The organism is Agromyces lapidis (assembly GCF_009749405.1).
Classification (GTDB): Bacteria; Actinomycetota; Actinomycetes; order Actinomycetales; family Microbacteriaceae; genus Agromyces; species Agromyces lapidis.
The window spans coordinates 406,000-429,811 of sequence record NZ_WBIQ01000005.1; the positions used below are offsets into that span (position 1 = coordinate 406,000).

22 protein-coding genes are annotated in these 23,812 nt (G+C 71.5%); 9 read left to right on the plus strand and 13 right to left on the minus strand.

Annotated features, from left to right (window positions below; translation table 11 throughout):
• Positions 1-7 precede the first annotated feature (7 nt).
• From iolD to GQQ93_RS08905, 5 genes are all read right to left on the minus strand, one after another.
• Positions 8-1,891, minus strand: a complete 1,884-nt coding sequence (iolD, locus tag GQQ93_RS08885; protein WP_157423938.1) for a 3D-(3,5/4)-trihydroxycyclohexane-1,2-dione acylhydrolase (decyclizing) — start codon at positions 1,889-1,891, stop codon at positions 8-10.
• Between the two features lie 11 nt (positions 1,892-1,902).
• Positions 1,903-2,895: a 5-deoxy-glucuronate isomerase gene (iolB, locus tag GQQ93_RS08890; protein ID WP_157423857.1), complete on the minus strand. Its 993-nt coding sequence runs from the start codon at positions 2,893-2,895 to the stop codon at positions 1,903-1,905.
• Between the two features lie 29 nt (positions 2,896-2,924).
• Positions 2,925-3,827 carry a class I fructose-bisphosphate aldolase gene (locus GQQ93_RS08895; RefSeq protein WP_157423858.1) on the minus strand — a complete coding sequence of 301 codons (903 nt, stop codon included), beginning with the start codon at positions 3,825-3,827 and terminating at the stop codon, positions 2,925-2,927.
• Positions 3,814-4,815, minus strand: a complete 1,002-nt coding sequence (iolC, locus tag GQQ93_RS08900; protein WP_157423859.1) for a 5-dehydro-2-deoxygluconokinase — start codon at positions 4,813-4,815, stop codon at positions 3,814-3,816. Before iolC ends, GQQ93_RS08895 begins: the two co-directional genes overlap by 14 nt.
• A 168-nt stretch (positions 4,816-4,983) precedes the next feature.
• A complete protein-coding gene (locus GQQ93_RS08905) occupies positions 4,984-6,303 on the minus strand; it encodes an FAD-binding oxidoreductase (RefSeq protein ID WP_157423939.1) in 1,320 nt (439 codons plus the stop codon).
• 125 nt (positions 6,304-6,428) lie between these two features.
• On the opposite strand from GQQ93_RS08905, the gene GQQ93_RS08910 reads away from it, so the two are divergent.
• Positions 6,429-7,037 (plus strand): dihydrofolate reductase family protein, encoded by a 609-nt coding sequence (locus GQQ93_RS08910; RefSeq protein WP_157423860.1) that lies wholly within the window; start codon positions 6,429-6,431, stop codon positions 7,035-7,037.
• Positions 7,038-7,077: 40 nt separating this feature from the next.
• On the opposite strand, the gene GQQ93_RS08915 is transcribed toward GQQ93_RS08910, so the two are convergent.
• Together GQQ93_RS08915 and GQQ93_RS08920 are read right to left on the minus strand one after the other, a co-directional pair.
• On the minus strand, positions 7,078-9,228 hold the full coding sequence (locus GQQ93_RS08915; RefSeq protein WP_157423861.1) for a S9 family peptidase: 2,151 nt from the start codon (positions 9,226-9,228) through the stop codon (positions 7,078-7,080).
• Between the two features lie 76 nt (positions 9,229-9,304).
• Positions 9,305-9,688 (minus strand): hypothetical protein, encoded by a 384-nt coding sequence (locus GQQ93_RS08920; protein WP_157423862.1) that lies wholly within the window; start codon positions 9,686-9,688, stop codon positions 9,305-9,307.
• A 167-nt stretch (positions 9,689-9,855) separates the two neighbouring features.
• Here GQQ93_RS08920 and GQQ93_RS08925 point away from each other — a divergent pair, with 167 nt between their 5' ends.
• Positions 9,856-10,143: a WXG100 family type VII secretion target gene (locus GQQ93_RS08925; RefSeq protein WP_157423389.1), complete on the plus strand. Its 288-nt coding sequence runs from the start codon at positions 9,856-9,858 to the stop codon at positions 10,141-10,143.
• 87 nt (positions 10,144-10,230) lie between these two features.
• On the opposite strand, the gene GQQ93_RS08930 is transcribed toward GQQ93_RS08925, so the two are convergent.
• Both GQQ93_RS08930 and pdxR read right to left on the minus strand, forming a co-directional pair.
• Positions 10,231-10,626: a TMEM8 family protein gene (locus GQQ93_RS08930; RefSeq protein ID WP_157423863.1), complete on the minus strand. Its 396-nt coding sequence runs from the start codon at positions 10,624-10,626 to the stop codon at positions 10,231-10,233.
• Between the two features lie 28 nt (positions 10,627-10,654).
• The gene (gene pdxR, locus GQQ93_RS08935; protein WP_170296160.1) at positions 10,655-12,193 is read right to left on the minus strand and encodes a MocR-like pyridoxine biosynthesis transcription factor PdxR; all 1,539 of its coding nucleotides are present in this window, start codon (positions 12,191-12,193) and stop codon (positions 10,655-10,657) included.
• A gap of 79 nt (positions 12,194-12,272) precedes the next feature.
• Here pdxR and GQQ93_RS08940 point away from each other — a divergent pair, with 79 nt between their 5' ends.
• The 6 genes from GQQ93_RS08940 to GQQ93_RS08955 all read left to right on the plus strand — a co-directional run bounded on the left by GQQ93_RS08940 (position 12,273) and on the right by GQQ93_RS08955 (position 17,995).
• Entirely contained in the window at positions 12,273-12,962 is a 690-nt protein-coding gene (locus tag GQQ93_RS08940) for a pyridoxamine 5'-phosphate oxidase family protein (RefSeq protein WP_157423865.1), read from the plus strand.
• Positions 12,963-12,978: 16 nt separating this feature from the next.
• Positions 12,979-13,089: a Rax2 family protein gene (locus GQQ93_RS18070; RefSeq protein WP_246192212.1), complete on the plus strand. Its 111-nt coding sequence runs from the start codon at positions 12,979-12,981 to the stop codon at positions 13,087-13,089.
• A gap of 130 nt (positions 13,090-13,219) precedes the next feature.
• On the plus strand, positions 13,220-13,408 hold the full coding sequence (locus GQQ93_RS17875) for a hypothetical protein (protein WP_170296161.1): 189 nt from the start codon (positions 13,220-13,222) through the stop codon (positions 13,406-13,408).
• A gap of 5 nt (positions 13,409-13,413) precedes the next feature.
• Positions 13,414-16,485 (plus strand): helix-turn-helix transcriptional regulator, encoded by a 3,072-nt coding sequence (locus GQQ93_RS08945; protein WP_170296162.1) that lies wholly within the window; start codon positions 13,414-13,416, stop codon positions 16,483-16,485.
• Positions 16,486-16,757: 272 nt separating this feature from the next.
• Complete coding sequence (locus GQQ93_RS08950; RefSeq protein ID WP_157423867.1) at positions 16,758-17,450, plus strand: tyrosine-protein phosphatase; 693 nt, start codon at positions 16,758-16,760, stop codon at positions 17,448-17,450.
• 11 nt (positions 17,451-17,461) lie between these two features.
• Positions 17,462-17,995 (plus strand): GNAT family N-acetyltransferase, encoded by a 534-nt coding sequence (locus tag GQQ93_RS08955; RefSeq protein WP_246192213.1) that lies wholly within the window; start codon positions 17,462-17,464, stop codon positions 17,993-17,995.
• A gap of 41 nt (positions 17,996-18,036) precedes the next feature.
• On the opposite strand, the gene GQQ93_RS08960 is transcribed toward GQQ93_RS08955, so the two are convergent.
• Complete coding sequence (locus GQQ93_RS08960) at positions 18,037-18,342, minus strand: hypothetical protein (protein ID WP_157423868.1); 306 nt, start codon at positions 18,340-18,342, stop codon at positions 18,037-18,039.
• Positions 18,343-18,350: 8 nt separating this feature from the next.
• Here GQQ93_RS08960 and GQQ93_RS08965 point away from each other — a divergent pair, with 8 nt between their 5' ends.
• On the plus strand, positions 18,351-18,968 hold the full coding sequence (locus GQQ93_RS08965) for a TetR/AcrR family transcriptional regulator (RefSeq protein ID WP_157423869.1): 618 nt from the start codon (positions 18,351-18,353) through the stop codon (positions 18,966-18,968).
• Between the two features lie 147 nt (positions 18,969-19,115).
• Here GQQ93_RS08965 and GQQ93_RS08970 read toward each other — a convergent pair whose 3' ends face one another.
• From GQQ93_RS08970 to nucS, 3 genes are all read right to left on the minus strand, one after another.
• Positions 19,116-21,983 carry an immune inhibitor A domain-containing protein gene (locus GQQ93_RS08970; protein WP_157423870.1) on the minus strand — a complete coding sequence of 956 codons (2,868 nt, stop codon included), beginning with the start codon at positions 21,981-21,983 and terminating at the stop codon, positions 19,116-19,118.
• A 285-nt stretch (positions 21,984-22,268) separates the two neighbouring features.
• Positions 22,269-22,943: an HAD hydrolase-like protein gene (locus GQQ93_RS08975; protein WP_157423871.1), complete on the minus strand. Its 675-nt coding sequence runs from the start codon at positions 22,941-22,943 to the stop codon at positions 22,269-22,271.
• 150 nt (positions 22,944-23,093) lie between these two features.
• On the minus strand, positions 23,094-23,789 hold the full coding sequence (gene nucS / locus GQQ93_RS08980) for an endonuclease NucS (RefSeq protein WP_157423872.1): 696 nt from the start codon (positions 23,787-23,789) through the stop codon (positions 23,094-23,096).
• Positions 23,790-23,812 lie beyond the last annotated feature (23 nt).

The following is a 23,812-nucleotide window of genomic DNA, read 5'->3' on the forward strand; positions in this document are numbered from 1 at the left end:
CGGGGGCTCAGCCGAGCAACGGCCGCTGCGCCGTGCGTGCCTCCTCGTACTCGGAACGCGCCTCCTGGATGCTCGGCGTCGACGAGACCTCCGACACGGGCACGTCCCACCAGCCGCCGCCGTCGGGGCCGCCGAGCAGCGGGTCGCTCTCGACGTGGATGAGCGTCGTCGTCACCGACGCCTTCGCCGTCGCCATCGCGCGGCCGAGGTCGGAGATCACGTCGGGGCCCGGCGTGATCTCGATGACGTCGACGCCGTAGCTGCGTGCGTTGGCGGCGAGGTCGACGGGCAGCACCGCACCGTCCTGGAAGTTGCGTGCCGCCTCGTCGTACTGCCGGTACCGGGTGCCGAAGCGCTGCGAGCCGACCGACTCCGAGAGGTTGCCGATCGAGGCGAAGCCCTGGTTCTGCACGAGCACGACGATGAGCTTCTGCCCCTCGGCGACCGCGGTCACGAGCTCGGTGTGCAGCATGAGGTACGAGCCGTCGCCGACCATGACGATGACGTCGCGGTCGGGCGCCGCGCGGCGCACGCCGAGGCCGCCCGCGATCTCGTAGCCCATGCACGAGAACGCGTACTCGACGTGGTAGCCGAGCGGGTCGCGAACGCGCCACATCCGGTGCAGGTCGCCCGGCAGTGATCCGGCGGCCTGCACGACCACATCGCGGGGGTCGCTCGCGGACTGCACGGCGCCGATGATCTCGGCCTGGCTCGGCCGCTCGCGGCCAGACGGCACGAACGCGGCGTCGACCGCGGCATCCCATTCGGCCTTCTCACGGGCCATGCGCTCGCGCAGCCCATCGCTCACCCGGTAACCCGAGAGCGACCGGGCCAGGGCCGAAAGCCCCTCGCGGGCGTCGGCGATGAGCGGCAGTTGCGTGCCGTGCTTGTAGGCGTCGAAGCTCGCGACATTGAGGTTCACGAACTTCACGTCGGGGTGCTGGAAGGCCGAGCGACTCGCGGTCGTGAAGTCGCTGTAGCGCGTGCCGACGCCGATCACGAGGTCGGCCTCGGCGGCGAGCCGGTTCGCAGCGGTCGTGCCGGTCGCGCCGACGGCGCCGAGGTACGCCGGGTGGTCCCAGGGCAGCGAGCCTCCGCCCGCCTGCGTCGTGCCGACGGGGATGCCGGTCTTCTCGACGAGCGCGCGAAGCACGTCTTCGGCGCCCGAATAGAGGACCCCGCCGCCGGCGACGATGAACGGCGCCTTCGCCGTCCGGATCGCGGCGACCGCACGCTCGAGCGGGCCGGCCTCGGGCACGGGCCGGCGCACATGCCACTCGCGGTCGGCCAGGAACGCGAGCGGCACGTCGATCGCCTCGGCTTGCACGTCTTCTGGCAGCGCGATCGTCACGGCGCCCGTCTCGGCGGGGTCGATGAGCACGCGCATCGCCGCGAGGGCGATCGAGAACAGCTGCTCGGGCCGCTCGACCCGGTCGAAGAACCGCGACAGCGGACGGAACGCATCGGTCACCTGCACGCTCGTGTCGTGCGGCAGTTCGAGCTGCTGCAGCACGGGGTCGGCGACTCGGGTCGCGAAGGTGTCGCTCGGCAGCAGCAGCGCCGGCAGCCGGTTGCTCGTCGCGAGGGCGGCGCCCGTGAGCATGTTCGCGGCGCCCGGTCCGACCGACGCGGTGCTCGCGAACGTCGCGCGGCGGCGCCGCATGCGCGCGTAGCCGACCGACTGGTGCACCATCGCCTGCTCGTTGCGCGCCTGGTAGTACGGCATGAGCTCGGGGTCGGCGGTGTTCGACTCCATGAGCGCCTGGCCGAGCCCGGCGACGTTGCCGTGCCCGAAGATGCCGATCACACCCGGGATCGTGCGCTCGCGGACGTCGCCGTCGACGGTCCACTGGTGCGCCAGGAACTCGACGAGGGCCTGGCCGACGGTCATGCGCTTCGTGGTCACTGCTGGGGTCCTTCGTTCGTTGCGGGCTGGTTTGCGGGCTGGTTCGCGGCAGGTGGGTTCATGGCGGTCGGGTACGGCAGTCGTGGGTCGACGACTTCGTCGACCCAGGCGTCGCGCACCCAGGCGTGGGCGGGCTCGTCGGTGATGCGCCACACGCGCTCGCCGGGGCCCGCCATGACATTGAGGTAGTACAGGTCGTAGCCGGGGGCGGCCGCGGCCGGCCCATGGTAGCCGCCGGGCAGCAGGGCGACGTCGCCGGTCGTGACGCGCTCGTCGACCGCGATCTCGGTCACCGACGAGGATGACGCGGAGAACAGGGCGAACGGTTGAGCGGCGCCGCTCGGGGGAACCGGGGCCGGCCGCGAGGCATCCGCGCACGTCGCCGCCGCCTCGAAGTAATAGATCTCCTCGAGCTGCGACTCGATGCCGGGCACCTCTTCGTCGTGCTTGTGCGGCGGGTACGACGACCAGTTTCCTGCGGGCGTGATGACCTCGCACACGATGAGGCGCTCGGCCGCCATCACCGCGGGCGTGCCGAGGTCGTGCACCTGCCGGCTCGCCTGACCGCGCCCGCGCAGCTCGACCGGCGCCTCGTCGCGATCGATCAGGCGCAGCGGATGCCTCGTGGTCGCCGGTGCCTCGGCGACGGCGAGCCGTCCGGCGCCGCGGACGACGGCGCTCGCACCGACCGGGAGGTAGAGGGTGTCGGTCGGGCCGTCGAACACCGAGTCGCGGCCGACGAGGTCGAACGCGTGCGTCGAGCCGTCGGGCTCGACGACGTCGACGTGCACGCCGCCGCCCGCGAGCGGCACGAGCTGGCGCTCGACGTCACCGGCCCGCAGTTCGAGACCGGCGTCGCCGTGGTCCCCGAGCTCCGCGACCCGAAGGCCCGTGCGGTGCCATCCGGGGAGCGAGCCGTCGACGACGACGCTCCAGCCGTCGCGGGCGAGCGAGCCGTGCGGATGGAACCACCGGGCGTCGTTGCTCATCTCTCGTCCTCCTCGGGCAGGTCGGTGCGTCAGGCGTCGTGCACGAGCGCGGCCGCGGTGTCGACGGCGCGCTGCACATCGTGATCGGGCGGATAGAGCAGGGTGCGCCCGACGACCAGGCCGCGCACTCCCGGCAGCGAGAGCGCATCGCGCCAGCTCGCGTAGGCGGCATCGGGGTCGTCGGTGCGCTCGCCGCCGAGCAGCAGCGTCGGCAGCGTGGTCGCCGCCATCACGCGCTCCATGTCGTCGACGACGGGCAGCTTCATCCAGGTGCACGCCGAGCTCGACCCGAGACCTGCGGCGATCGCCACCGACGTGATGACGGCGTCGGTGCCGAGGTCGTTCACGACGCGGCCGCCCTGCCGGGTGCTCATGAACGGCTCGAGCATGATGGGAAGCTTCGCCGCCGAGGCATCCGTCACTGCCCTCGCCGTCGCTTCGATCGTCGCCGCGGTCGCGGGGTCGTCGAGGTCGATGCGCACGAGCGCCTTCGCGAAATCGAGCCGGTCGCGCACGATGCCGTCGACGTCGTACGCCGTGAACCGGTCGTCGAGCTCGAAGCTCGCCCCGCGGAGGCCTCCGCGGTTCATCGAGCCGACGACGACCTTGCCGTCGAGGAGCCCCAGCAGGGCCAGGTCGTCGATGATGTCGGGTGTGCCGAGCACGCCGTCGACACCGGGTCGTGAGAGCGCGAGGGCGATCCGGTCGAGCAGTTCGTAGCGATCCGCCATCGCCATCGGCTCGTCGCCGACCCCGAGGGCTCCGCGGGCCGGGTGGTCGGCGGCGAGGATGAACAAGCGCCCGTCGTCGGCGAGCAACGGCCGGCGGGTGCGGGAGGTGTGGGCCTCGGCGATCGCCGCGGGGCCCGACGCGCGCAGTTCGCGCAACTGCGCGAACCGGTCGGCGTCGAGGTATCGGTCACCGTGCGACATCGGATGCCCCCTCCGTCAGGCTCGTCGCGGGGCCGGCGGCGTGTCGCGCCTCGACCTCGGCGGTGGTGGGCATCGCCGTCGAGCACTCGCGGCGGGATGCGACGATCGCTCCGGCGACGTTGGCGAAGGCGATCGCGCGTTCGAGGGGCCACCCGGCGAGCAGCCCGTGGCAGAGGGCGCCGCCGAAGCCGTCGCCCGCGCCGAGCCCGTTCACGACGTCGACCGGGAAGCTCGGGGCCTCGATCGTCTCGTCACGGGTCTTCGCGAGTACGCCGTCGGGCCCGCGCTTGACGACGGCGAGCTCGACCCCGCGGTCGAGCAGCGCATCGGCGGCCCGGTGCGGGTCGCGCTCGCCGACGGCGATCTCGCACTCCTCCTGGTTGCCGACGGCGACGGTGACCTGGTCGAGTGCGCGGCCGACCTCGCGACGTGCTTCGTCGGGCGACGCCCAGAACATCGGCCGGTAGTCGAGATCGAGGATCGTGAGCGGCCGCCGTCCGCGCGCCGCCCAAGCGGCGTGGTGGGCGGCGCGGCTCGGTTCTGCGCTGAGCCCGGTCACGGTCGCCCAGAAGACGCCGGCGTCGCGGATCGCGTCGAGCGGAAGGCTCTCGGCCGCGATCTCGAGGTCGGGCGCCTTCGGGCTGCGGTAGAACGTCAGCGGGAAGTGGTCGGGCGGGAAGATCTCGCAGAAGGTGATCGGGGTCTGCAGGGCGCCGATGGTGCCGACGTACGCGGTCTCCACTCCGAAGCCGTCCAGTTCGCGCCGGATGTAGCGGCCGAAGGCGTCGTCTCCGGTGCGCGTGATCACGGCCGCCGTGCGCCCGTGGCGGGCCGCCGCGATCGCGACGTTGGTCGCACTGCCGCCGACGGACTTCGAGAAGGTGTCGACATCCTCGAGGTGCACCCCGTCCTGCAGGGGGTAGAGGTCGATGCCGACCCGCCCCATCGTCATGATCTCGAAGGGCTTCGCCGCTTGGCTCCTGGTCATACTGCGCCGTACAACTTTCTCTCGGTGCCGCGCGCGCTTCCCCTGCGCTCGCGGTGCGATCAGTCTACACAGAATGTCCTAACAAACTCTCGTACGCGCGACGGACGAAACGGTGATCCCGTCGCATCGGCACCTGTGATGCGACGGGATCGTTCCGTGTCGTTCTGCTCAGCCGGCGGGCCTGATGTTGTGGTTGCGCCGGAACGAGTTGCCGGGGTCGACTGCGGCCTTCACGCGCCGCAGCCGTTCGAGCGTCGCCGGCGGGTACATCGACGCCGTGATCTCGTCACTGCGGTTCGCCTCGAAGCCGCCGTAGGAGCCCGTCGTGAGCGCGATCACTGCGTCGCTGCCCGCCTTCACGGCGGTGACGAGCTCGGGCTCGGCGTCGGCCGGCAGCACGCCGTTGACGATGACGAGGGCCTCGGCGTCGCGGTGGGCGATCGCCGTGGCGTCGGCATCGACCCGCGAGAACGCGCCGCCGAGCGCACGCAGCAGCACCATGGTCGGCACGTCGCGAGCGTACGCGGCCGCGACCGCCTCGAGCAGCTCGTCGGAGACCTCGGGTGCGAAGCCGTTGCCGCCGACGAACTGGAACGGCGGACGCCCGGGCGGGGCGTCTTCGAGCAGGTCGCCGTAGGCGACCGGCGCGAGATCGACCTTCGCGACCGACGGCAGCGCGAGCAGCGGCGCGAGCAGGTCGCGCAGCTCGGACTCGGTGCCGCGGAGGGCGATGCCGACCTGCGGGCCGCCGGGCATCTCGGGCCCCATCGGGGGCATGAGCATGAGCGACGAGTTGAGGCCGTCGCCGCCGGCCCGCATCACCTCGCGCCACGCGCGCAGCACGGTCGGCACGTCGGAGCGGTCGAAGTGGATCGAGCCGCCGACGAGCCCGTCGACGGGGCTCGCCTGCACGGTGAACCGCGTGACGACGCCGAAGTTGCCGCCGCCGCCGCGGAGCGCCCAGAAGAGCTCGGGATGCGACTCGGCGTTCACGGTGAGCACCTCGCCCGCGGCGGTCACGAGCTCGACCTCGCGCAGCGCGTCGATGGTGAGGCCGTGGGTGCGCACGAGCCAGCCGACGCCGCCGCCGAGCAGGAGCCCGCCGACGCCCACCTGACGGGTGTCGCCGGAGCTGATGCCGAGGCCGCGCGACGCGAGCGCCGCGGCGACGTCACCCCAGTGGGCGGCCGGGCCGAGTGTGACGAGGCCGGCGTCGTCGACTTCGATCGTGTCGAACTCCGCCAGGTCGATGACGAGGCCGTCGTCGACCGGGAGCAGGCCGTGACCGCCGCTGCGCACCGCGATGGAGAGGCCGGCGGCCGCGGCACGCGCGACCGCGGTCGCGACCTCGTCGACCGTGTGCGGTCGCACGACGACGTCGGGTTCGCCGACACCTGCGAAGACGGTGCGGCCGGTGTCGAATTCGGATGCGCCGGGACCGTAGGCCCGGCCTGGAAGTTGCTCGCTCAGTTCGGTGAGAAGAGACATTTCGTCAGTCTCGCAGCGGCCTGCGACATCCGGAACCGTGCTCGCTCAGCGCGGAATCGATGCACTCGCATGGGGCTGCCGCCGCGACGTGGCGGGTGTCGGCGCCGCGGCGTAGGGTGCACCGCATGACGTTCGACGACGGCCTCGTCACGGCCAACCTCTCCATCTCGCTCGACGGTTTCGTCGCAGGCCCGAACCAGACGCTCGACGACCCGCTCGGCGAGGGCGGCGAAGCGGTGCACCGCTGGATGTTCGAGCAACCCGACGAGGCGCAGCCCATCGTCGACCAGATCCTCGCGCCGCGCGCGTACATCATGGGCCGCAACATGTTCGGCCCGGTCAGGGGCGAATGGCCGGATGACTCGTGGAAGGGCTGGTGGGGCGACGACCCGCCGTACCACGCGCCCGTCTTCGTGCTCACGCACCACCCGCGCGAGCCCATCGAGATGGCGGGCGGCACGACGTTCCACTTCGTGACGACCGGCATCCACGACGCGCTCGAGCGCGCGAAAGCGGCGGCCGGCACCGGCCGCGTCTCGGTCGCGGGCGGCGCGGGCACCGTGCGGCAGTACCTCGCCGCCGGCCTCATCGACCGCATCATCGTGAGCGTCTCGCCGATTACCCTCGGCTCGGGCGAGCGCCTGTTCGAGGGTCTCGACCTCGACCTCACCCCGGTCGACGTGCTGCAGACCGAGCTCGTGACGCACATCACCTACGACGTGCCGCGGGCCTGACCGCCCCCGCTCGGGGTCGACCGGCCGGGCCGGCCGGCGCCTACTCCCCGCTCGGGTGCGCCCCCGCCGCATCGATGAGCCACGCGTACGAGAACGCGCGCTCGCGCCATGCGGCATACCGCCCCGAGACGCCGCCGTGCCCGGCCGCCATCTCGATCTTGAGCAGCGCGTCGGCGCCGACCTCGCGGAGCCGCGCCACCCACTTCGCCGGCTCGACGTAGAGCACACGGGTGTCGTTGAGCGAGGTGACGGCGAGGATCGGCGGGTAGTGCCGCCCGCCGTGGGCGCCGTCGTGCACGTTCTCGAGGGGCGAGTACGACTTCATGTACGAGTACACCTCTTCGTCGTCGAGCGGATTGCCCCACTCGTCCCACTCGATGACCGTGAGCGGCAGCGAGGGGTCGAGGATCGAGGTCAGCGGGTCGACGAACGGCACCTCGGCGAGGAATCCCGAGAAGTACTTCGCGGCGAGGTTCGCGACCGCGCCGATGAGGAGCCCTCCGGCGCTGCCGCCCTGCGCGACGAGCCGGTCGGGCGCCGTGATGTCCTCGTCGATCAGATGGCGCGCGGCAGCCGCGAAGTCGGTGAAGGTGTTGCGCTTCTCGAGCTTCTTGCCGTGCTCGTACCAGAGCCGCCCCATCTCGCCGCCGCCGCGCACATGGGCGACGGCGAACACCATGCCGCGGTCGAGCAGCGACAGCCGGGGGATGCCGAAGCCCGGGTCGATGGAGTGCTCGTAGGCGCCGTACCCGTAGAGCAGGGTCGGCGCGGGCACGCCGAGATCGACGAGGTCGTGCCGGTAGACGAGCGAGATCGGGATGCGCGTGCCGTCGTCGGCGGTCGCCCACTCGCGGCGCTGCGCGTAGCGGGTGGCGTCGTAGTCGCCGAGCACGGCCTGGCGCTTGCGCAGCTTGCGCTCGCCCGTCGCGACGACGAGGTCGAGCACGGTCGAGGGGGTCACGAAGCTCGTGTAGCCGAGGCGCAGCGTGGGCTGCGCCCAGTCGGGGTTGCCGCCGAGGCCGACCGAGAACAGCTCCTCGTCGAAGGCGAGTTCGTGCAGGGTGTCGTCGACGGTCGCGCCGGCCGGCAGGCCGTTCGCGGGCACCTTCGCGACCGCGACCCGCGGCAGCCCGTCGCGGCGGTACTCGAGGGCGACGAAGTCGCGGAACCCGTCGACGCCCTCGATGCGCACCTCGGGGTTGTGGGCCAGCAGCATGCGGCGCGGCCCCTGCGGGTCGTCGGCCGCGACCGAGACGAGCTCGAAGTTCACGGCCCCGTCGTTGTGGGTGATGAGCAGCCGGTCCCGGTCGCCCGCGACGACGTGCTCGACGTCGTACTCGACGCCGTCCTTGCGCGGCCAGACCACCTCGAACGAACCGGTCGGGTCCGAGGAATCCAGCAGCAGGGTTTCGCTCGTGACGTTCGAGCCCGCCTCGATGACCAGGTACTTGCGGCTGCGGGTGAGCCCGACGCCGAGCCAGAAGCGCTCGTCGGGCTCGCTGAAGATCGCCACATCGGCGGATGCCTCGGTGCCGACCTCGTGCCGCCAGATGGTGTCGGGGCGCCAGGCCTCGTCGACCGTCGCGTAGAAGAGGTAGCGGCCGCTCGGGTCGAACACGGCGCCCGCCGCGGTGCCCTCGATCACATCGGAGAACTCGCGGCCCGAGTCATCCAATGATCGAAGCCGGATCGTGTACCGCTCGTCGCCCTCGACGTCGACGGCGTAGAGCAGCGTTCGCCCGTCGGCCGTGAGGTCGAAGCTGCCGAGCGCGTAGAACTCGTGCCCTTCGGCCTCGACGTTGTCGTCGAGCAGGATCTGCTCGTCGGGCAGCGGAGCGCCCGAGTCGTCGGTGACGGGCGGCTCCCAGTCGTCGGCGCCGCTGGCGGGCACCCGGCAGTGGATGCCGTACTGCTGCCCCTCGACGGTGCGGCTGTAGTACCACCAGTCGCCCTCGCGGGTGGGCACCGAGAGATCGGTCTCCTTCGTGCGGTGCTTGATCTCCTCGAAGATCTGCTCCTGCAGGATGGAGAGGTGCTCGGTGCGCGCCTTGGTGAAGGCGTTCTCCTCGTGGAGGTGGGCGAGCACCTCGGGGTCGTCCTTGTCGCGCAGCCATTCGTAGTCGTCGACCACGACGTCGCCGTGGTGCTCGCGTTCGATCGGTCGCTTCTTCGGCACGGGAGGAGTCAGCACCTTCCCCACGCTACGTGCTCGCTCGCGTTTCGGGAACGCCCCGTCGGTCGGCGGCTGTTCGACTGACCCGGCTCGTTCAGAACTCGACGAGCTCCCACCGGTCGCCGGAGACATGGCGGAGCTCCCCGAGCTCACCGTGCTGTCCGTCGAGCACGCCGACGAACTCGAGCACCGGCTGGTCACCCGACCGGTCGCCGTCGGTCGTGAACTCGGTCTCGGTGTAGCCGTACCCGTCGAGCACGCTGCGCCGGGCCTCGGCGTCCCATGCCTGCGAGAGTCCCCAGGTCATGAGCCCGCCGGCGATGACGCCGCCGACGGCGACGAACACGCCGAGCTCGATCAGGCGCGACTTCTTGCGGCTGACGCCGATGACGATCACGACGGCGCCGGCGATCAGCACGAGCAGCGGGAACACGAGCGGCCATGGGTTCCACGGCGCGATGGTGACGACCTCGGTCATGCCGGCCTCCTCGCCGTCTCGGGTGCTCCCACCAGAGTGCTGTTCCGACGATATCGTCGCCCGGGGGCGGATGGGGAGTGCTGCCCATTCTCCGGGTTTCGGGGGACGGTTAGTCTCATGGAGGTCGCCCGTCCGGGCGGCGAGGATTCTGATGGATGGGGTTGATGATGGCTGATTTCAAGGCGTCGTACGGTGAGATGGAGTCGATGGCCGGTCGTCTCGACTCGGGCCGTGAGGAGATCGGCGACGTGCTGCGTCGTCTGAAGGACGATGTGGACCGTCTGCTCGGTGACGACTTCAAGACGCAGCACGCGTCGGGCAAGTTCGGCGAGGGCTACACGGAGCTGACCACCGGTCTCGAGAAGGCGATCGAGGGCATCTCCGACATGGGCGAGTCGCTGCGCAAGATGATGCAGGCGATCAAGGACACCGACCAGGCACTGGCCGGCAACTAGTCCGCTCGGCGGGGAGGGCATCCTCCCCGCCGCCCACCGGCGGGCCTGCGAGGAACGGGATGGAGGCATCCGCCCGCGGCAGCCCGATCAGGTGTCGTCTTCGATCTCGGCGATCTCCCACTGCGAGTCGCCCTGGTGCCTGAGCACACCGCGCACGCGTTCGCCGTCGCGCTCGGCCTGGAACGCGACGGCCGCAGGTTCGCCCGGGCCGACGACCTGCTCGCCTGAGAACGTCGGCGAGGCGTAGCCGACCGCGATCAGCGCCTTCGCGCGCTCGCCCTGATCCCAGGAGCCCGGCATCACGCCGAACATCGCGGCGAAGGCCACGATCGCGATCAGGAAGACCCCCGAGCCGAGCTCGCGCACGGGCTTCGACCGTCGCCGGGTACCGAGGCTCGACACGACGATGCCGGCCACGGCGATCACGATGGGGATCGCGAGCGGCCACGGGTTCCACGGTTCGATCGTGACGATCTCGTTCACATCCGGATGCCTCGCCCTCAGCCCCACCCTAGCCCTCGCGTCGGGCGGGGTCGAGGGCGTCGATGAGCGCCGCACGGATGCGTGAGAGCCCTTCGCCGAGCAGGGCGTCGCCGACGCCCGCGTAGCCGAAGACGATCCCGCCCGGCCGATCGCTCGGGACCGCGGAGTAGTCGGCGAGCGGAGCCACGCCGATGCCCTCGTCGGCGAGGCGGGCGACGATCGCGGCGGAGGTCTCGGCATCCTCCAGCCCGACGACCGCGTGCAAGCCGCCGTCGAGCCCGCTGAGCGGTGCGCCGGGCAGTTCGCCGAGCACCGATTGCACCATGCGTCGACGGTGCGCGTAGTCGCGTCGGGTGGCGGCGATGTGACGGCGGAGGGCGCCTGAGGCGAGGAACGCCCGCATGGCCTCCTGCATCGGACCGGCGACGGGGCACGGTTCGTCGGCACGGATCCGGAGGACGGCGGCGCGCAGCGCCGCGTCGCCCGGCATCACGAGGTAGCCGAGGCGCAGCCAGGGGGTGAGCACCTTCGAGAAGCTGCCGACGAGCACGGTGCGTTCGGCGCTGCGCTCGGTGCCGGGCCCCGTGCCGCCGCTCGCCGCGCCGAGCCGGTCGAGCGACGCGAGCGCGGGCAACGGCGCCCCGAGGTGGCGGAACTCGCTGTCGTAGTCGTCCTCGATGACGAGCGCCCCGGTCGCGCGCGCCCAGTCGATGAGTTCGAGCCGGGATGCCACGGGCAGCCGCCCGCCGAGCGGGTACTGGTGACTCGGGGTGACCATGACGGCCTGCGGAGGGCGGGGCATCCGCCGCAGCGCGTCGAGATCGAGGCCGTCGGCGTCGACCGGCAGCGGGGCGATCAGGAGTCCCCGCCGTTCGAGCAGGCGCCGCGCCGAGGGGTAGCCGGGGTGCTCGACGGCGACCGTCGGCGCGTCGCGCGGTCCACCGTGTTCGCCGCGCTCGCGCGCGAGCTCGATGAGCGCGGCGCCGAGCAGGCCCAGCGCGTCGCTCGTGCCCGCGGTGACGACGATGTCGTCGCTCGTGCAGCCGACCCCGCGGGCCTGGCGGAGGTGGGAGGCGATCTCGGCGCGCAGGCCGGCGAGACCCGCGCGCGGCGGCGACACCCGGGGGATCGGTGCCGCGGCGGCCCGGCGCCAGGCGGAGCGCCAGGCCCGTTCATCGATGCGGGCGGTCGACGGGCTGCCCGGGAGCAGGTCGATGCGATGGTGCGCGCGTTCTTCGTCGTGCGGGAGGTTGGCCGGAGCGGTTCGGCCCGTCGGTCTCGGCGAGTCGGGCGACGATGCGGATGCCCCTGGCTCGACGACGAGCCGGGCCACTCGGGTCGGCGCGCCCTGACGCAGTTCGAGGTAGCCCTCTCCGGCGAGCTGTTCGTACGCGGCGACGACCGAGCTGCGCGAGATGCCGAGTTCGGCCGCGAGCGACCGCGTGGAGGGAACGGGATCGCCGGGGGCGAGGAGTCCGCCGAGGATGCCCCGACGGAGCCCGTCGACGAGTTGGGCACCGAGCGGCACGCCGTCGCGGCGGTCGAGCACGAGCAGGGGGCCGTCCACGGGAGACTCCTCACTGGACTGGTCGAAACTGCAGCAACTGGATTGCAGGCGAGGCCAGTGTACGTCCGAAACTCGATCCATGACCACGATCGACACATCCGCCGACCGCCCGGCACGACGCATCCGCCGCCTCGCCGAACGCCAGACCACCGACCGCGCCGCCCTCGTCGAGCTGCTCGACGGCGAATTCGTCGGCCACCTCGCCGCCGTCGCCGACGGCGTGCCGATCGTCGTGCCGATGGGCTACGCGCGCATCGGCGAGGCGATCTACGTGCACGGCTCGACCGGCGGCGGGTTCGCCCTCCGCGCCGCCGCCGAACGGGCCACGGTCGCCTTCTCGGTCACCGCGCTCGACGCCCTCGTCTACGCGCGCTCGCTCTTCGACAGCTCGATGAACTACCGCAGTGCGGTCGCGTACGGCGTGCTCGACGAGGTCGGCCCCGACGAGGCGGATGCCGCGTTGCTCGCGCTCTCCGAGCGGCTCATGCCCGGGCGCTCCGCCGAGGTGCGCGGGATGCGGCGCAAGGAGGTCGCGGCGACGCGGGTGCTCCGGCTCGCGCTGGACGACGTCGTCATGAAGACGCGTGCGCACGGGGCATCCGAGGCCCTCGACGACGGCGAGGACCACGCGCAGTGGGCGGGCGTCGTGCCGCTCGAGCGGGTGTGGGGCCGGCCGCAGCCCTCCGGGCTGACCCCGGCGGGTACGCCCCTGCCCGAATCGGTGCGTGCGCTGACGACGCGCGCGGTGGGCTCCCGCAGGCTTTCGTGATGAAAGGGGGTTCACCATGCTCGCGACCATGCTCATGCTGGGGCTGATCGGCGCGTCGGCGCTCGTCGCCGCGTTCGTGCAGTTCCGCCGCGACGGCCTGCGCCGTCTGCCGACGATGCCCCGCTGACGCGGCGGCCGGGAGCGCCCTCCGAGGCGCCCCGACACGAAATAGGGCGATCGTCCGATGAGCCCCGGGTGCCTTAGCGAGCACCATCGGAACATCAGATCGAACGATCGACCGAGACGAAGGAATGACCATGCAGTACTCAGCGGAACTGCTCGCCGTGCACACCCACGAGGCGAACCTGCTGCAGGCCGAGCGGCGCATCGCCCACCGCCTCGCAGCCGAGGAGCGGGCGGTCGCGAGCGAGCAGGCGCACCAGGCCGAGCCGGTCGCCCGTCACCGCGCGCTCGGTCGCCGCGGCCTGCGTCTCGCCGTGCGGTGAGCGCCATGGCGGCGGCGGCCGCATCGGCGCTCGAGGCCGCCGACGACTCGGGTCGCGCCGAGGCGCATGTCGCCGGGCCGTGGCACGATGAGATCGTGACCATGTCAGCAGCGGCCATGATCGGCCGCGGCGCCGACCTCTCGCGGCTCGACGAGCGCCTCGACGAGGTGCGCGCGGGCGCGCCGTTCACCGTGATCGTGGGCGGCGAGGCCGGCATCGGCAAGACCCGCCTCATCCGCGAATTCGAGCGGCACCTCCCGAGCGACGTGAGGCTGCTCGCTGGCCAGTGCGTCGACCTCGGCAGTGTCGCGGCGCCGTACGCCCCGGTCAAGACGGCGCTGCGGGCGCTCGTCGCCGACGTCGGCGCGGCGCCCGTGCTCGAGGCGGTCGGCCCGGGCCGGGCGGCGCTCGTCGCCCTGCTGCCCGAGCTCGCTGCCGAATCGGGCGAGGTCGGTGCGCCTGGGGCGGGCATCGCCGCGGGGCAGCTGCACGAGGGCATCGCGGTGCTCCTCGAGACCTTCTCGCGCGAGCGGCCGATCGTGTTCGTGATCGAAGACCTCCACTGGATCGACGCGGCGAGCCTCGCGCTGCTGCGCTTCCTGCTGCGCGCCCTCGGCTCCAGCCGGGTGCTCACCGTCCTCAGCTACCGCACCGAAGACGTCACCCGCGGGCACCCGGTGCGTTCCTTCCTCTCCGAGGCCGAGCGCGACCGCTGGGTCGAGCGCCTCGAGCTCGGGCGGCTGTCGAAGGCGCAGGTGAAGCGGCTCGTGAAGTCGCTCATCGTCGACGAGGCGCCGAACGACCGGGTGCTCGAGACGGTCTTCCGTCGCAGCGACGGCATCCCCTTCTTCGTCGAAGAGCTCGTCGGCATCGACGGCTGCCGCGACGAGGGCTTCGTGCCCGACACCCTCCGCGAACTGCTGCTCGCCCGGTACGAGCGGCTGCCCGAGTCCGCCCAGGCGCTGCTGCGCCTCATCTCGACCGGCGGGGTGCGGGTCTCGCACGCCCTGCTCGCGCAGGTCTACCACGGCGATGACGCCGAGCTCGACGACGCCGCCCGCCAGTGCGTGCTCTACGGCGTCATCACGATCGACGGCGACGATTACTCGTTCCGCCACGCGCTCGTGCGCGAGGCGATCCTCGACGATCTGCTGCCGGGGGAGCGAGCCCGGTTCCACGCCCGCTACGCCGAGGCGTACGAGGCCGCAGCCGAGGCCGGCTCGCGCCGCCTGGCCGCCGAGATCTCGTACCACTGGCTCGGTGCGCACAACGCGGTCCGCGCGTTCCCGGCGACGCTGCAGGCCATGCGCGAGGCCCGCGCCGCAGCGGCCTACGCCACGGCAGCCCAACTGGGCGAGCGCGCACTCGAACTGTGGGACGTCGTGCCCGACCCCGAGACGGCCGCCGGTATGGGCAAGCTCGAGCTCATGGGCCGCACGGCCTCGCACCTGCGCAACGCGGGTGAGGTCGAGCGCGGGCTCGCCCTGGTGAAGGCCGCGCTCGCCGAGTGCCCCAGAGACGAGCCGCAGTACCCGAGGTTCCTCCGTGACAAGGCGCTCTACCTCGCGGCGATCGGTAAGCCCGGCTCGATCCCCCTTCTCGAAGAGGGGCTCGAGGTGCTCGGCGACGACGGCGACCCCGAGATCCTGGCGGGGTCGCTCGCGACGCTCGCGGGGCGACTCATGATCGAAGGGCGCACCGGTGAGGCGATCGAGACGGCCGAGCGCGGTCTCGCCGTCGCGCTCGAACACGACCTGCCGCGCTCGGCCTCGATCTCGATGAACATCGCGGCCGTCAGCCGTGCTGTGCGCGGCGAGGTCGACCGCGGACTCGAGATGCTCGCCGAGGCCCGCGAGCTCGCCGAGGGCGACGGAGCCGCACTCCTGCGGTACTGGGTCAACGCCTCCGACATCGCGTACCTCATCGGCGACTACACCGAGGCCGTGCGCCTCGCCGAAGACGGGCTCGGGCGGGCCCGCGCCCAGGGCGTCGAGCGAAGCTCCGGCGTGCTGCTCGCGTCGAACGCGGTCGACCCGCTCTTCGCGCTCGGCGAATGGGAGCGCGGGGGCGAGATCATCGAGCGGGCGCTCTCGCTCGACCCTCCTGGGCCGTTCACCGTCTACCTGCAGCGGGCCCGCATCTGGTCGATGCTGTGGCGCGGCGACCCCACCGGCGCGGCCGATGCGCTGCGCCGCGTCAGGCCGATGATGGCGGCGGTGCAGGAGGTCGAGATGCAGACCCGGCTCGCGGTCGGGCAGATGGCCGCCGAGGTCGCGCTCGCGAACGACGACCTCGCGGGCGCGTGGGGCGAGATCCGCGGCATCCTCCATGAACAGCACCCGCTGCACCCCGGCTACGCCCACCCGGGATTCTGGGTCGCCGCTCGCATCATCGCCGCGATCGCCGCGCGGCCGCATGCGGTGCCCGAGGGGGTCGCCGACGAGGCCGGGTCGTCGGTCGCCAGGATCCGCCAGCTGCTCGAGGCGGCGTCGTTCTGGCCGCACCACGAGATCTGGGTCGCGCTGGTCGAGGCCGAACTCGCCGAGGCGTCCGAGGGAGCCGGCGCGCAGGTACCCGGGACCGATGCAGCTGCGTGGCGGCGAGCGGTCGACGTCACCGAGCGCGAAGGCGTCCCCCGCTACCTCCACCCGTACGCACTGCTGCGCCTCGGCGAGGCGCAACTGGCGGCGGCCGATCGCGCCTCCGCCCGGGCGACGCTGCAACTCGCGCTCGACCGCGCCGAGGCCGGCGGGGTCACCGCCGTTCGCGAGCGGGTCGAACGCGTCGCGGCGACCGCGGCGATCGTGCTCGACGGTGCCCATCGCGCGGCCGGGGGCGAGGTCGCGGGCATCGCCGGGGCGGCGGCATCCGACGCCGATGCCGCCGCGACGGCCGAACTCACCGCGCGCGAGCGTCAGGTGCTCGAACTCATCGCCGAGGGCCTCAGCAACCGCCAGATCGGCGAGCGGCTCTTCATCAGCGGCAAGACGGCCTCCGTGCACGTCTCGGCCATCCTGCGCAAGCTCGGCGCCGCGACCCGCACCGAAGCCGCCTACCGCGCCGGCGCGTTGCGCTGAACGGACCGTCGGCGCGGTGAACCGGCCGCCAGAGTGCGGGTTCGCCGGCCGAGCCGCGAAGCGGACGACCCCGTCGCGCCGACTACGTCACTGATATGCGGGTGGTATCGGTGGTTGGGCGGTCGGAGAGATCTATCGCGGGTCGGGAGGTGATACCGCTCGCGTATCAGTGACGTAATGGTCGACACCCGTGGTCCCCGGCGCTCGCCCTTGGTGATTCGACGGGGCGGCGCCGGGTCGTGCGTGTGAATGGGTCCGGTAGCGTCGAGCGCATGACGCGTCGCATGAGCTGGGCCGAGCTTCCGAACACGTGGGATCTCGGCGGGCTCGACGGTGCACGTGGAACCACCCGGCGCGGGCGGATCTATCGCTCGGCGAAGCTCGACGGGCTCGGCGCAGCAGGGCGCGCCGAACTCTACGACGAGGGCGTGCGCGCCATCATCGACCTTCGCAACGACGACGAGGTCGGCGCCGCGATCGACGCTCCGTTCACGAGGCACCACCGCCCGATCGAGGACCAGTCCGACGCCGAGTTCATGGCCAGGTGGCCGCGGCTCGACACGCCCGGCTACTACTCCGAAGTGCTCGAACGATGGCCCGAGCTCGTGACGGCGGTGTTCGGCGACCTCGCCGACCGAGGCGCAGAAGCCGGTGACGGCGCCGTGATCTTCCACTGCGCCCACGGCCGGGATCGCACGGGCATGATCGCCGCGATGCTGTTGCAGCTGTGCGAGGTCGACCGGGGGGCGATCGTCGCCGACTATCTCGCCGCCGTCAACGCGATCGCCGAGCACACCGTCGCGAGTGGTGAGGAGATCGCCGCCGACGAGTCGGGCGAGCTCGAATCCCGCCGCGTCCGAGAGCTCGAGGAGTTCCTCGACGGCCTCGATGTCGCCGGGTTCCTCCTCGGCAACGGGCTCACCGCATCCGACCTCGAGCGCCTCCGCGCGCGCCTGCTCGATTGACGACTCCTCCGATGACGCCCGCCGACGAGCGCACCACCTCCGGCGCCTCCCCGATGATCCGCGCGGCGCGGCCCGACGACGCGCCCGGCATCGCCCGGATGCACTGGGAGAGCCACCAGGCGACCTACATCGACTCGGGGTTCGTCACGCGCGAGCGCATCGAGGCGTGGACGCTCGAACAGCGCATCGAGGGGTGGCGGCAGGTGCTCGACGACGCCGACGGGCCCGAGCGGACCGTCGTCGTCGCCGTCGACGGCGACCGGATCGTCGGCTTCGCCGACGCCCGCTCCGTCGATGCCGCCGACGATCCCGACGCGCCGCGCGATCTCGAGCTCAAGGGGCTGTACCTGCTCGAGGCCCATCAGGGCACGGGACTCGGCCAGGCGCTGCTCGACGCCGCGATCGGCGAGCGACCCGCCTTCCTCTGGGCGATGGCGGGCGAGACGAGGGCCCGGGCGTTCTATCGACGGAACGGCTTCGAACCCGACGGTGCCGAAGCTCCGTTCGAGCTGTGGGACATCATGACCGTGCGGCTGGTTCGCTGACGCGTGCTCTCCGGGCTGTTCGCGCGTGTGCGGCGACGTGGTCACGCGCCCGCCCGGAACCCCCGAGCCACCTCGATGAGGATGCGGGCACCGAACCCGGTGGCGCCCTTCGAACGCCACGAGTCGTCCGTGTCGGACTGCATCGTGCCGGCGATGTCGAGATGGGCCCACGGGGTCTCGCCGACGAAGTGCGCGAGGAACAGCGCGGCCGTCGTCGCCCCGGCATACGGACCGCCCAGGTTCGAGATGTCGGCGATCTCCGAATCGAGCTGCTTGCGATAGCGGCGTTCGAGGGCCGGCGGCGTGCCCGGGGTCGAGTACCGTTGATCGTCGACCACGAGGAGCATCACCGCATATGAAGCCCGGCCCCAGGCGCAGCGTCAGCCAGTCCGACATCGTCGACGCCGCCTTCGAGATCCTCGAGGAGAAGGGCGTCGCCGCCGTCTCGGTGCGCGGTGTCGCCGGTGCGCTCGGCCTCACCCCGACGGCCATGTACACCTACTTCGCGTCGAAGAACGCCCTGCTTCAGGCGATGGTCGAGCATCTGCTCACCGGCGTCTCGGATGCCTCGGCGCCCGACTGGCGCGACCGGGTCGTCGCGGTCGCGCTCGCGCTGCGTGCGAAGCTCGCCGAGCACTCGGGATCGCTCGTGCTCGTCACGAGCGGGCCTCTCGACGGCCCGAACGCGCTCTCGCTCGCCGAACGCCTCATCGAGAGCTTCGTCGAGGCCGGCCTCACCGTCGATGACGCGGCTCGCGCCGGCCACGCCGTGCGCGCCTTCGTCGTCGGCCAGTCGGCGCTCGAGACGGCCCGCCGCGCGGCGCCGGTCGAGGTGTCGGCGGTGCAGCCGCTCTGGTCGGATTCACGCCATCCGCTCGTCGAGCAGACCACCGGTCTCGCACTGGACGGCGGCGGCGATGAAGAGTTCGCGGCGATGCTGGAACGGGTGATCGACGGGTTCGCCAGGGCGTAGCCCCGGCGTCCGCGCCCGCCCGGTGTCTCCGTTCGCCCGCCCTGCGTCCGCGCCCGCCCGGCCTCCCCGTTCGCCCGCCGAACGCGGCGAGGCGCCGACCCCCGGAGGGGCCGACGCCTCGTCGGTACTGCGTTGGTGCGTTGCCGCTCAGCCCGCCGCGGGGGGCGTGATGCTGATGAGCGCCGCGGTGTTGCCCTTGAAGGCCTTCTTCACCGAGATGACGGTGCCGTAGCCCACGCCGTCGTCGGCCGGGTTGCCCGAGCCGAACGGCCCGACACCCACGTCGACGCCGTCGTAGTCGGGCAGACGGTTTCCGGCGAGGTCGTACAGCGGGGTGCTGTACTGGGCGTTGCCGACCGACGGAACGACGGTCGACGCGTCACGGTCGCGGTAGAAGAGCCCGCCGGTCGCCTCGTTGAGTGCGAAGCCGGGCACCCAGCCGCGGTCGTCGGTGAAGGTGCTCACCGGGTCGAGGGCCGCGATGTCGGTGCAGAACTCGTCACCGGTGCCACCGATGAAGCACTCCGTGAACGGGTACGTCTTGGTGAGACCGAACGACGCGTTCGACGACTGGGCACGCGACGGCATGATGTTCAGCGTCGACGGGTCGGCGTCGGCCGCGGCACCGGTGCGCTGCAGCGGGTTGAAGTGGCTGTCGACGAGCAGGAGCCCGCCCTTCGCACCGTAGCTCGGCAGCGCCGCCTCGTTCGAGAGGATCTGGTTCGAGTTGCCGTACGTGGTGTCGCGGTACCAGACCAGAGCGCCCGGCGCGTTGTACGCGAGCTTCTCGACCTTCCAGGCGCCGTCGCTGTAGACGGAGTTGTAGCCGTACTTCAGGCCCTCGTCGAAGCCGTCGAAGTTGCGCCACTCGACCAGGTAGTACTGCGCCTTGACCGAGGTGCCGGTGTCGATGCGCCAGCCGGGGCCGGTGGTGTCGGCGAAGCTGCCGACCTTGGGCGTCCAGCCGTTCTCGCCCGACTCCACGTCGTCGCTCCACGTGGTGGTGTCGCCGCTCGTGAGCGAGAAGTCGTCGGCGAACCAGCCGCGCTCCTGGAAGGCGGCGTCGGTCGCCATGCGGAGGCGGAGGTCGATCGACTGGCCGGCGTAGGCCGAGAGGTCGACGTACTGGTGCTGCCAGCCGTGCGAGTCACCCGTGAGGCCGTACTTGCGGTCGCCGAAGCCGTGCAGGTTGCCGTTCGGGTCGGGGTAGCCGTCGGGGGTCGTGGCCTCCGTGCCGTCGGTGTTGAACACCTTCTGGTCGGTCCACGTGGTGCCGCCGTCGGTCGAGATCTCGACGAAGCCGAAGTCCCAGTCGGACTCGATCACGAAGTTGTTCCACATCCAGAACTTGGCGTCGGCGCCCACGTCGAGCTTGCGCTCGATGCGGATGTCGCCCCAGTCCTGGTCGGCGCCGGTGTACCACATGTTCTCGCCGCCGTGCGGGGCGGCGAGGGTGACGGTCTTGTCGGGGAGGTTCACCTTCACGCCGTCTTCGCTGCCCTTGAGGGGGCGCGAGTTCTGGCCGACCTTGACGGTGGTCTCGTCGTCACCGGGGTTCACGACCTGCGGGTCGGCCCAGCCGAGCACCCACTTGTCCCAGAGGCCCATGTGCGTCGGCATCGACTGGAAGATGGGGCCCGCGTGCGAGCCGGAGCTCATGAGGTCCCAGAAGTCGATGTCGCTGCTGCCGGCGTTCGAGGTGTCGTAGAGGTCGGGCAGACCGAGGTCGTGGCCGTACTCGTGAGCGAACACGCCGACGCCCGAGTCCTCGGGCTGCACGATGTAGTTCGAGAGCTGGAGGTCGGTGCCGGGGATCGTCGCGCCGCCGAGGACCGCCGAGGAGTGCGCCCACAGGGCGTACGTGCCCTGCGCGCCGCCGCCGCCGGACTTGTCTTCACCGGCGTGCACGAGCACGACGTGGTCGATCACGCCGTCGGGCTCGTTGACGTTGCCGTCGCCGTCGCGGTCGCCCTGGTCCTCGATGTCGTAGTCGGCCCAGGGGAAGTCGGGCTGCGCCTCGGCGAGGGCTGCGACCGCGTCGATCGGCAGCTGGCCGGGACCCTTGGGGTTGGAGGGGTGGCCCTGCTGGTCCTGCATGGGACCGGCCTCGTAGACGCCCTCTTCGTTCTGGTGGCACACCGTGGCGCCGTAGTACGCCTCGGAGTGCGGGACCGTGATCCACGGGGTCGCCTCACCGGTGACGGTGTAGGCGCCGCGCGACATCTCTTCGTACATCGACTTCATCGTGTAGCCCGAGATGTCGAAGCCGGGCTTGCCGTCGGGGCCGGTGAGGTCGGTGCGGACGCGCTCGGTGATGCCTTCGTCGGTGAAGAGCATCTTGTTGAAGTGCTCCGACGAGAAGTCGGGCACCCACATCGAGTTGTTGTCCTCGAGCTCGTAGTCGGCGGGGTTGGGGATGCCGTTGTGGAGGGGGCCGTTCTGGACGTTGCCGGGCTTGCAGGTGGTCGCACCGAACTCGGTCGGGACGTAGCTGCCGGTGAAGTCGTCGTTCGCCGCGTCGTTGAACTCGACGAGGATCGTGAGGAGCTTGGCCTCCTGGGTGACGTCGGCCTGCTTGTAGTTGGGGGACTTCTTCGGCTTCTTGGCGTCCTTGTTCGCCTTCAGCTGCTCCTGCTTGAGCTGCTTCGGGCTCTTGCCCGTCTCGTTCGACTTGTTCTCGAGCTTCGCGAGGCCGCCCGCGGCCTGCGGGTTGCCTGCGGCGAACTTCGCGTCGATCTCCATGGCGGTCGCCAGCGCGTCCTCGGCGCTCGGGGTGACGACCTTGTTGCCGTGGATGTCGAAGGCGGCTTCGTCGTCGGCACCCACGACCGCCTCCGCACGGGGGGCGACGTAGTTCATGTAGTACTCCGAGTCGCTGATCACCGGCGGCGATACCGGTGATTCAGCCGCGGCAGCGGTGCTGACTCCGAACGACACCATTCCGGTGGCGGCGAGTGCGAGCACCGGGACGACCGCGACCGCACGCTTGCGCGCGCGGCTGGTGAATCCAGACATGCTTCTCCCTTCGAGTGACTCGGCGGAGGTGACCGTCGAGACACGCACGGCGCCCGTCGGTGGACGGACGTAATCGGCATACTGCCGTGAGCAGACGTGTCTATGGAAGAGCTGTATCGAATCTGTGGAGAACTTCGCACGGTCGTTGCGCGGAACGGCGCGGATCGGACGACGCGTGCGGTTTTCTGGTGTCGTGATCCCGCCACTTGGCGGAATTACGACAGCTGCGCGGTGGTGATTCCGAGTCGGGCCCCTCGTCCTCGAGGGTGCTCGATCGCGGAGCGCTCAGCCGAGCAGCAGGGAGCGCAGCTGGTCGGCCGAGTGCACGACCGCCATCGCGTCGCCGGCCTCGGCGGGCGAGCCGTAGCCCCATTCGACGAGGATCGTCGGCACCCCGTTGGCGAGCGCGCCGAGGGTGTCGTAGCCGCGGTCGCCGACCATGACGGAGTTCGCGGTGTCGACGCCCTGCGACTGCAGGCGGCGCAGTGCCTCGGCGACGACGTCGGCCTTCGTGCTGCGCGACTCGTCGTCGCTCGCCCCGGTGATCACGGTGAAGTACTCGCTGAGGCCGGCGTGGTCGAGCACCTGGCGTGCCATCCGCTCGGGCTTCGAGGTCGCGAGGGCGATCGGCACCCCCGCCGCGTGGAGCCGCTCGAGCACGCCGGCGACGCCGGGGAACACGGGCGAGCGCAGCACGTGCTCGCCGTAGTGGTCGCGGTAGACGTTCAGAGCCTCCCAGGCCTCGGCGTCGTCGAAGCCGGCCGTCATGCGGAGGCTGTCGAGCAGCGGGGGGCCGACGTAGGTGCGCAGCGTGTCGTCGGAGGGCACCGGCAGGCCCATCTCGGCGAACATGTGCGCGAGGGAGCCCGTGATGTCGGCGGCGGAGTCGATGATGGTGCCGTCGAGATCGAACAGCACGGCCGACCACGTACGAGTGGGGGAGAGGGTCGGGGAAGTCACCGTGACATCCTAGGACGCGAGAATTCGAGTGATGCTCGTATTGCGGCAGGCCTCAGCGAACCCGCAGCGAGTGTTCAGGCGGTGAGTTCGGCACGCGGATGCCGCTGCGCCGCGCCGTGACGGACGACGGGATCACGGCGCGCGGCCCGCTCAGAACAGCCGCGAGTCGCCGTCGTCGACGCCGCGCATCGCGTCGTAGTCGAGCACCAGGCAGCGGATTCCGCGGTCTTCGGCGAGGGTGCGCGCCTGCGGCTTGATCTCCTGCGCGGCGAACACCCCGGTGACGGGGGCGAGCAGTGGGTCGCGGTTCATGAGCTCGAGGTAGCGGGTCAGCTGCTCGACGCCGTCGATGTCGCCGCGACGCTTCAGCTCGACGGCGACGCTCGCGCCCGAGGCATCCGTCGCGAGGATGTCGACCGGGCCGATCGCCGTCATGTACTCGCGTCGCACCAGGCGGTGCCCCTCGCCGAGCAGCTCGATCTGCTCGGCGAGCAGCTTCTGCAGGTGCGCCTCGACGCCGTTCTTCTGGAGGCCGGGGTCGATGCCGAGCTCGTGCGCGGAGTCGTGCAGCACCTCGTGGATCGAGACGATCAGGCGGTCGGCCGTCTTCTTGTGCGTGACCGTCCACAGCTCGACGATGCCGGCCGCGCGCTGCTCGTCGTCGGGCTCGCTCGTCGCGAGGGTGCAGGGCGGGCTCATCCAGTTGAGGGGCTTGTAGCTGCCGCCGTCGGAGTGCACGAGGAGGCTGCCGTCGCCCTTCACCATGAGCAGGCGGGTCGCGAGCGGGAGGTGGGCTTGGAGCCGCCCCGCGTAGTCGACGGAGCAGCGGGCGATGACGAGACGCACCCGACGAGTGTATCCGCCGCTCG

What these genes read in the sequence shown, in the direction of transcription:
- iolD (WP_157423938.1), bottom strand. Translation starts at nt 1,891, where the DNA reads ATGACCGTCGGCCAGGCCCTCGTCGAGTTCCTGGCGCACCAGTGGACC.
- iolB (WP_157423857.1), bottom strand. Translation starts at nt 2,895, where the DNA reads ATGAGCAACGACGCCCGGTGGTTCCATCCGCACGGCTCGCTCGCCCGC.
- GQQ93_RS08895 (WP_157423858.1), bottom strand. Translation starts at nt 3,827, where the DNA reads ATGTCGCACGGTGACCGATACCTCGACGCCGACCGGTTCGCGCAGTTG.
- iolC (WP_157423859.1), bottom strand. Translation starts at nt 4,815, where the DNA reads ATGACCAGGAGCCAAGCGGCGAAGCCCTTCGAGATCATGACGATGGGG.
- GQQ93_RS08905 (WP_157423939.1), bottom strand. Translation starts at nt 6,303, where the DNA reads ATGTCTCTTCTCACCGAACTGAGCGAGCAACTTCCAGGCCGGGCCTAC.
- GQQ93_RS08910 (WP_157423860.1), top strand. Translation starts at nt 6,429, where the DNA reads ATGACGTTCGACGACGGCCTCGTCACGGCCAACCTCTCCATCTCGCTC.
- GQQ93_RS08920 (WP_157423862.1), bottom strand. Translation starts at nt 9,688, where the DNA reads ATGACCGAGGTCGTCACCATCGCGCCGTGGAACCCATGGCCGCTCGTG.
- GQQ93_RS08925 (WP_157423389.1), top strand. Translation starts at nt 9,856, where the DNA reads ATGGCTGATTTCAAGGCGTCGTACGGTGAGATGGAGTCGATGGCCGGT.
- GQQ93_RS08940 (WP_157423865.1), top strand. Translation starts at nt 12,273, where the DNA reads ATGACCACGATCGACACATCCGCCGACCGCCCGGCACGACGCATCCGC.
- GQQ93_RS18070 (WP_246192212.1), top strand. Translation starts at nt 12,979, where the DNA reads ATGCTCGCGACCATGCTCATGCTGGGGCTGATCGGCGCGTCGGCGCTC.
- GQQ93_RS17875 (WP_170296161.1), top strand. Translation starts at nt 13,220, where the DNA reads ATGCAGTACTCAGCGGAACTGCTCGCCGTGCACACCCACGAGGCGAAC.
- GQQ93_RS08945 (WP_170296162.1), top strand. Translation starts at nt 13,414, where the DNA reads ATGGCGGCGGCGGCCGCATCGGCGCTCGAGGCCGCCGACGACTCGGGT.
- GQQ93_RS08950 (WP_157423867.1), top strand. Translation starts at nt 16,758, where the DNA reads ATGACGCGTCGCATGAGCTGGGCCGAGCTTCCGAACACGTGGGATCTC.
- GQQ93_RS08955 (WP_246192213.1), top strand. Translation starts at nt 17,462, where the DNA reads ATGACGCCCGCCGACGAGCGCACCACCTCCGGCGCCTCCCCGATGATC.
- GQQ93_RS08960 (WP_157423868.1), bottom strand. Translation starts at nt 18,342, where the DNA reads ATGCTCCTCGTGGTCGACGATCAACGGTACTCGACCCCGGGCACGCCG.
- GQQ93_RS08965 (WP_157423869.1), top strand. Translation starts at nt 18,351, where the DNA reads ATGAAGCCCGGCCCCAGGCGCAGCGTCAGCCAGTCCGACATCGTCGAC.
- GQQ93_RS08970 (WP_157423870.1), bottom strand. Translation starts at nt 21,983, where the DNA reads ATGTCTGGATTCACCAGCCGCGCGCGCAAGCGTGCGGTCGCGGTCGTC.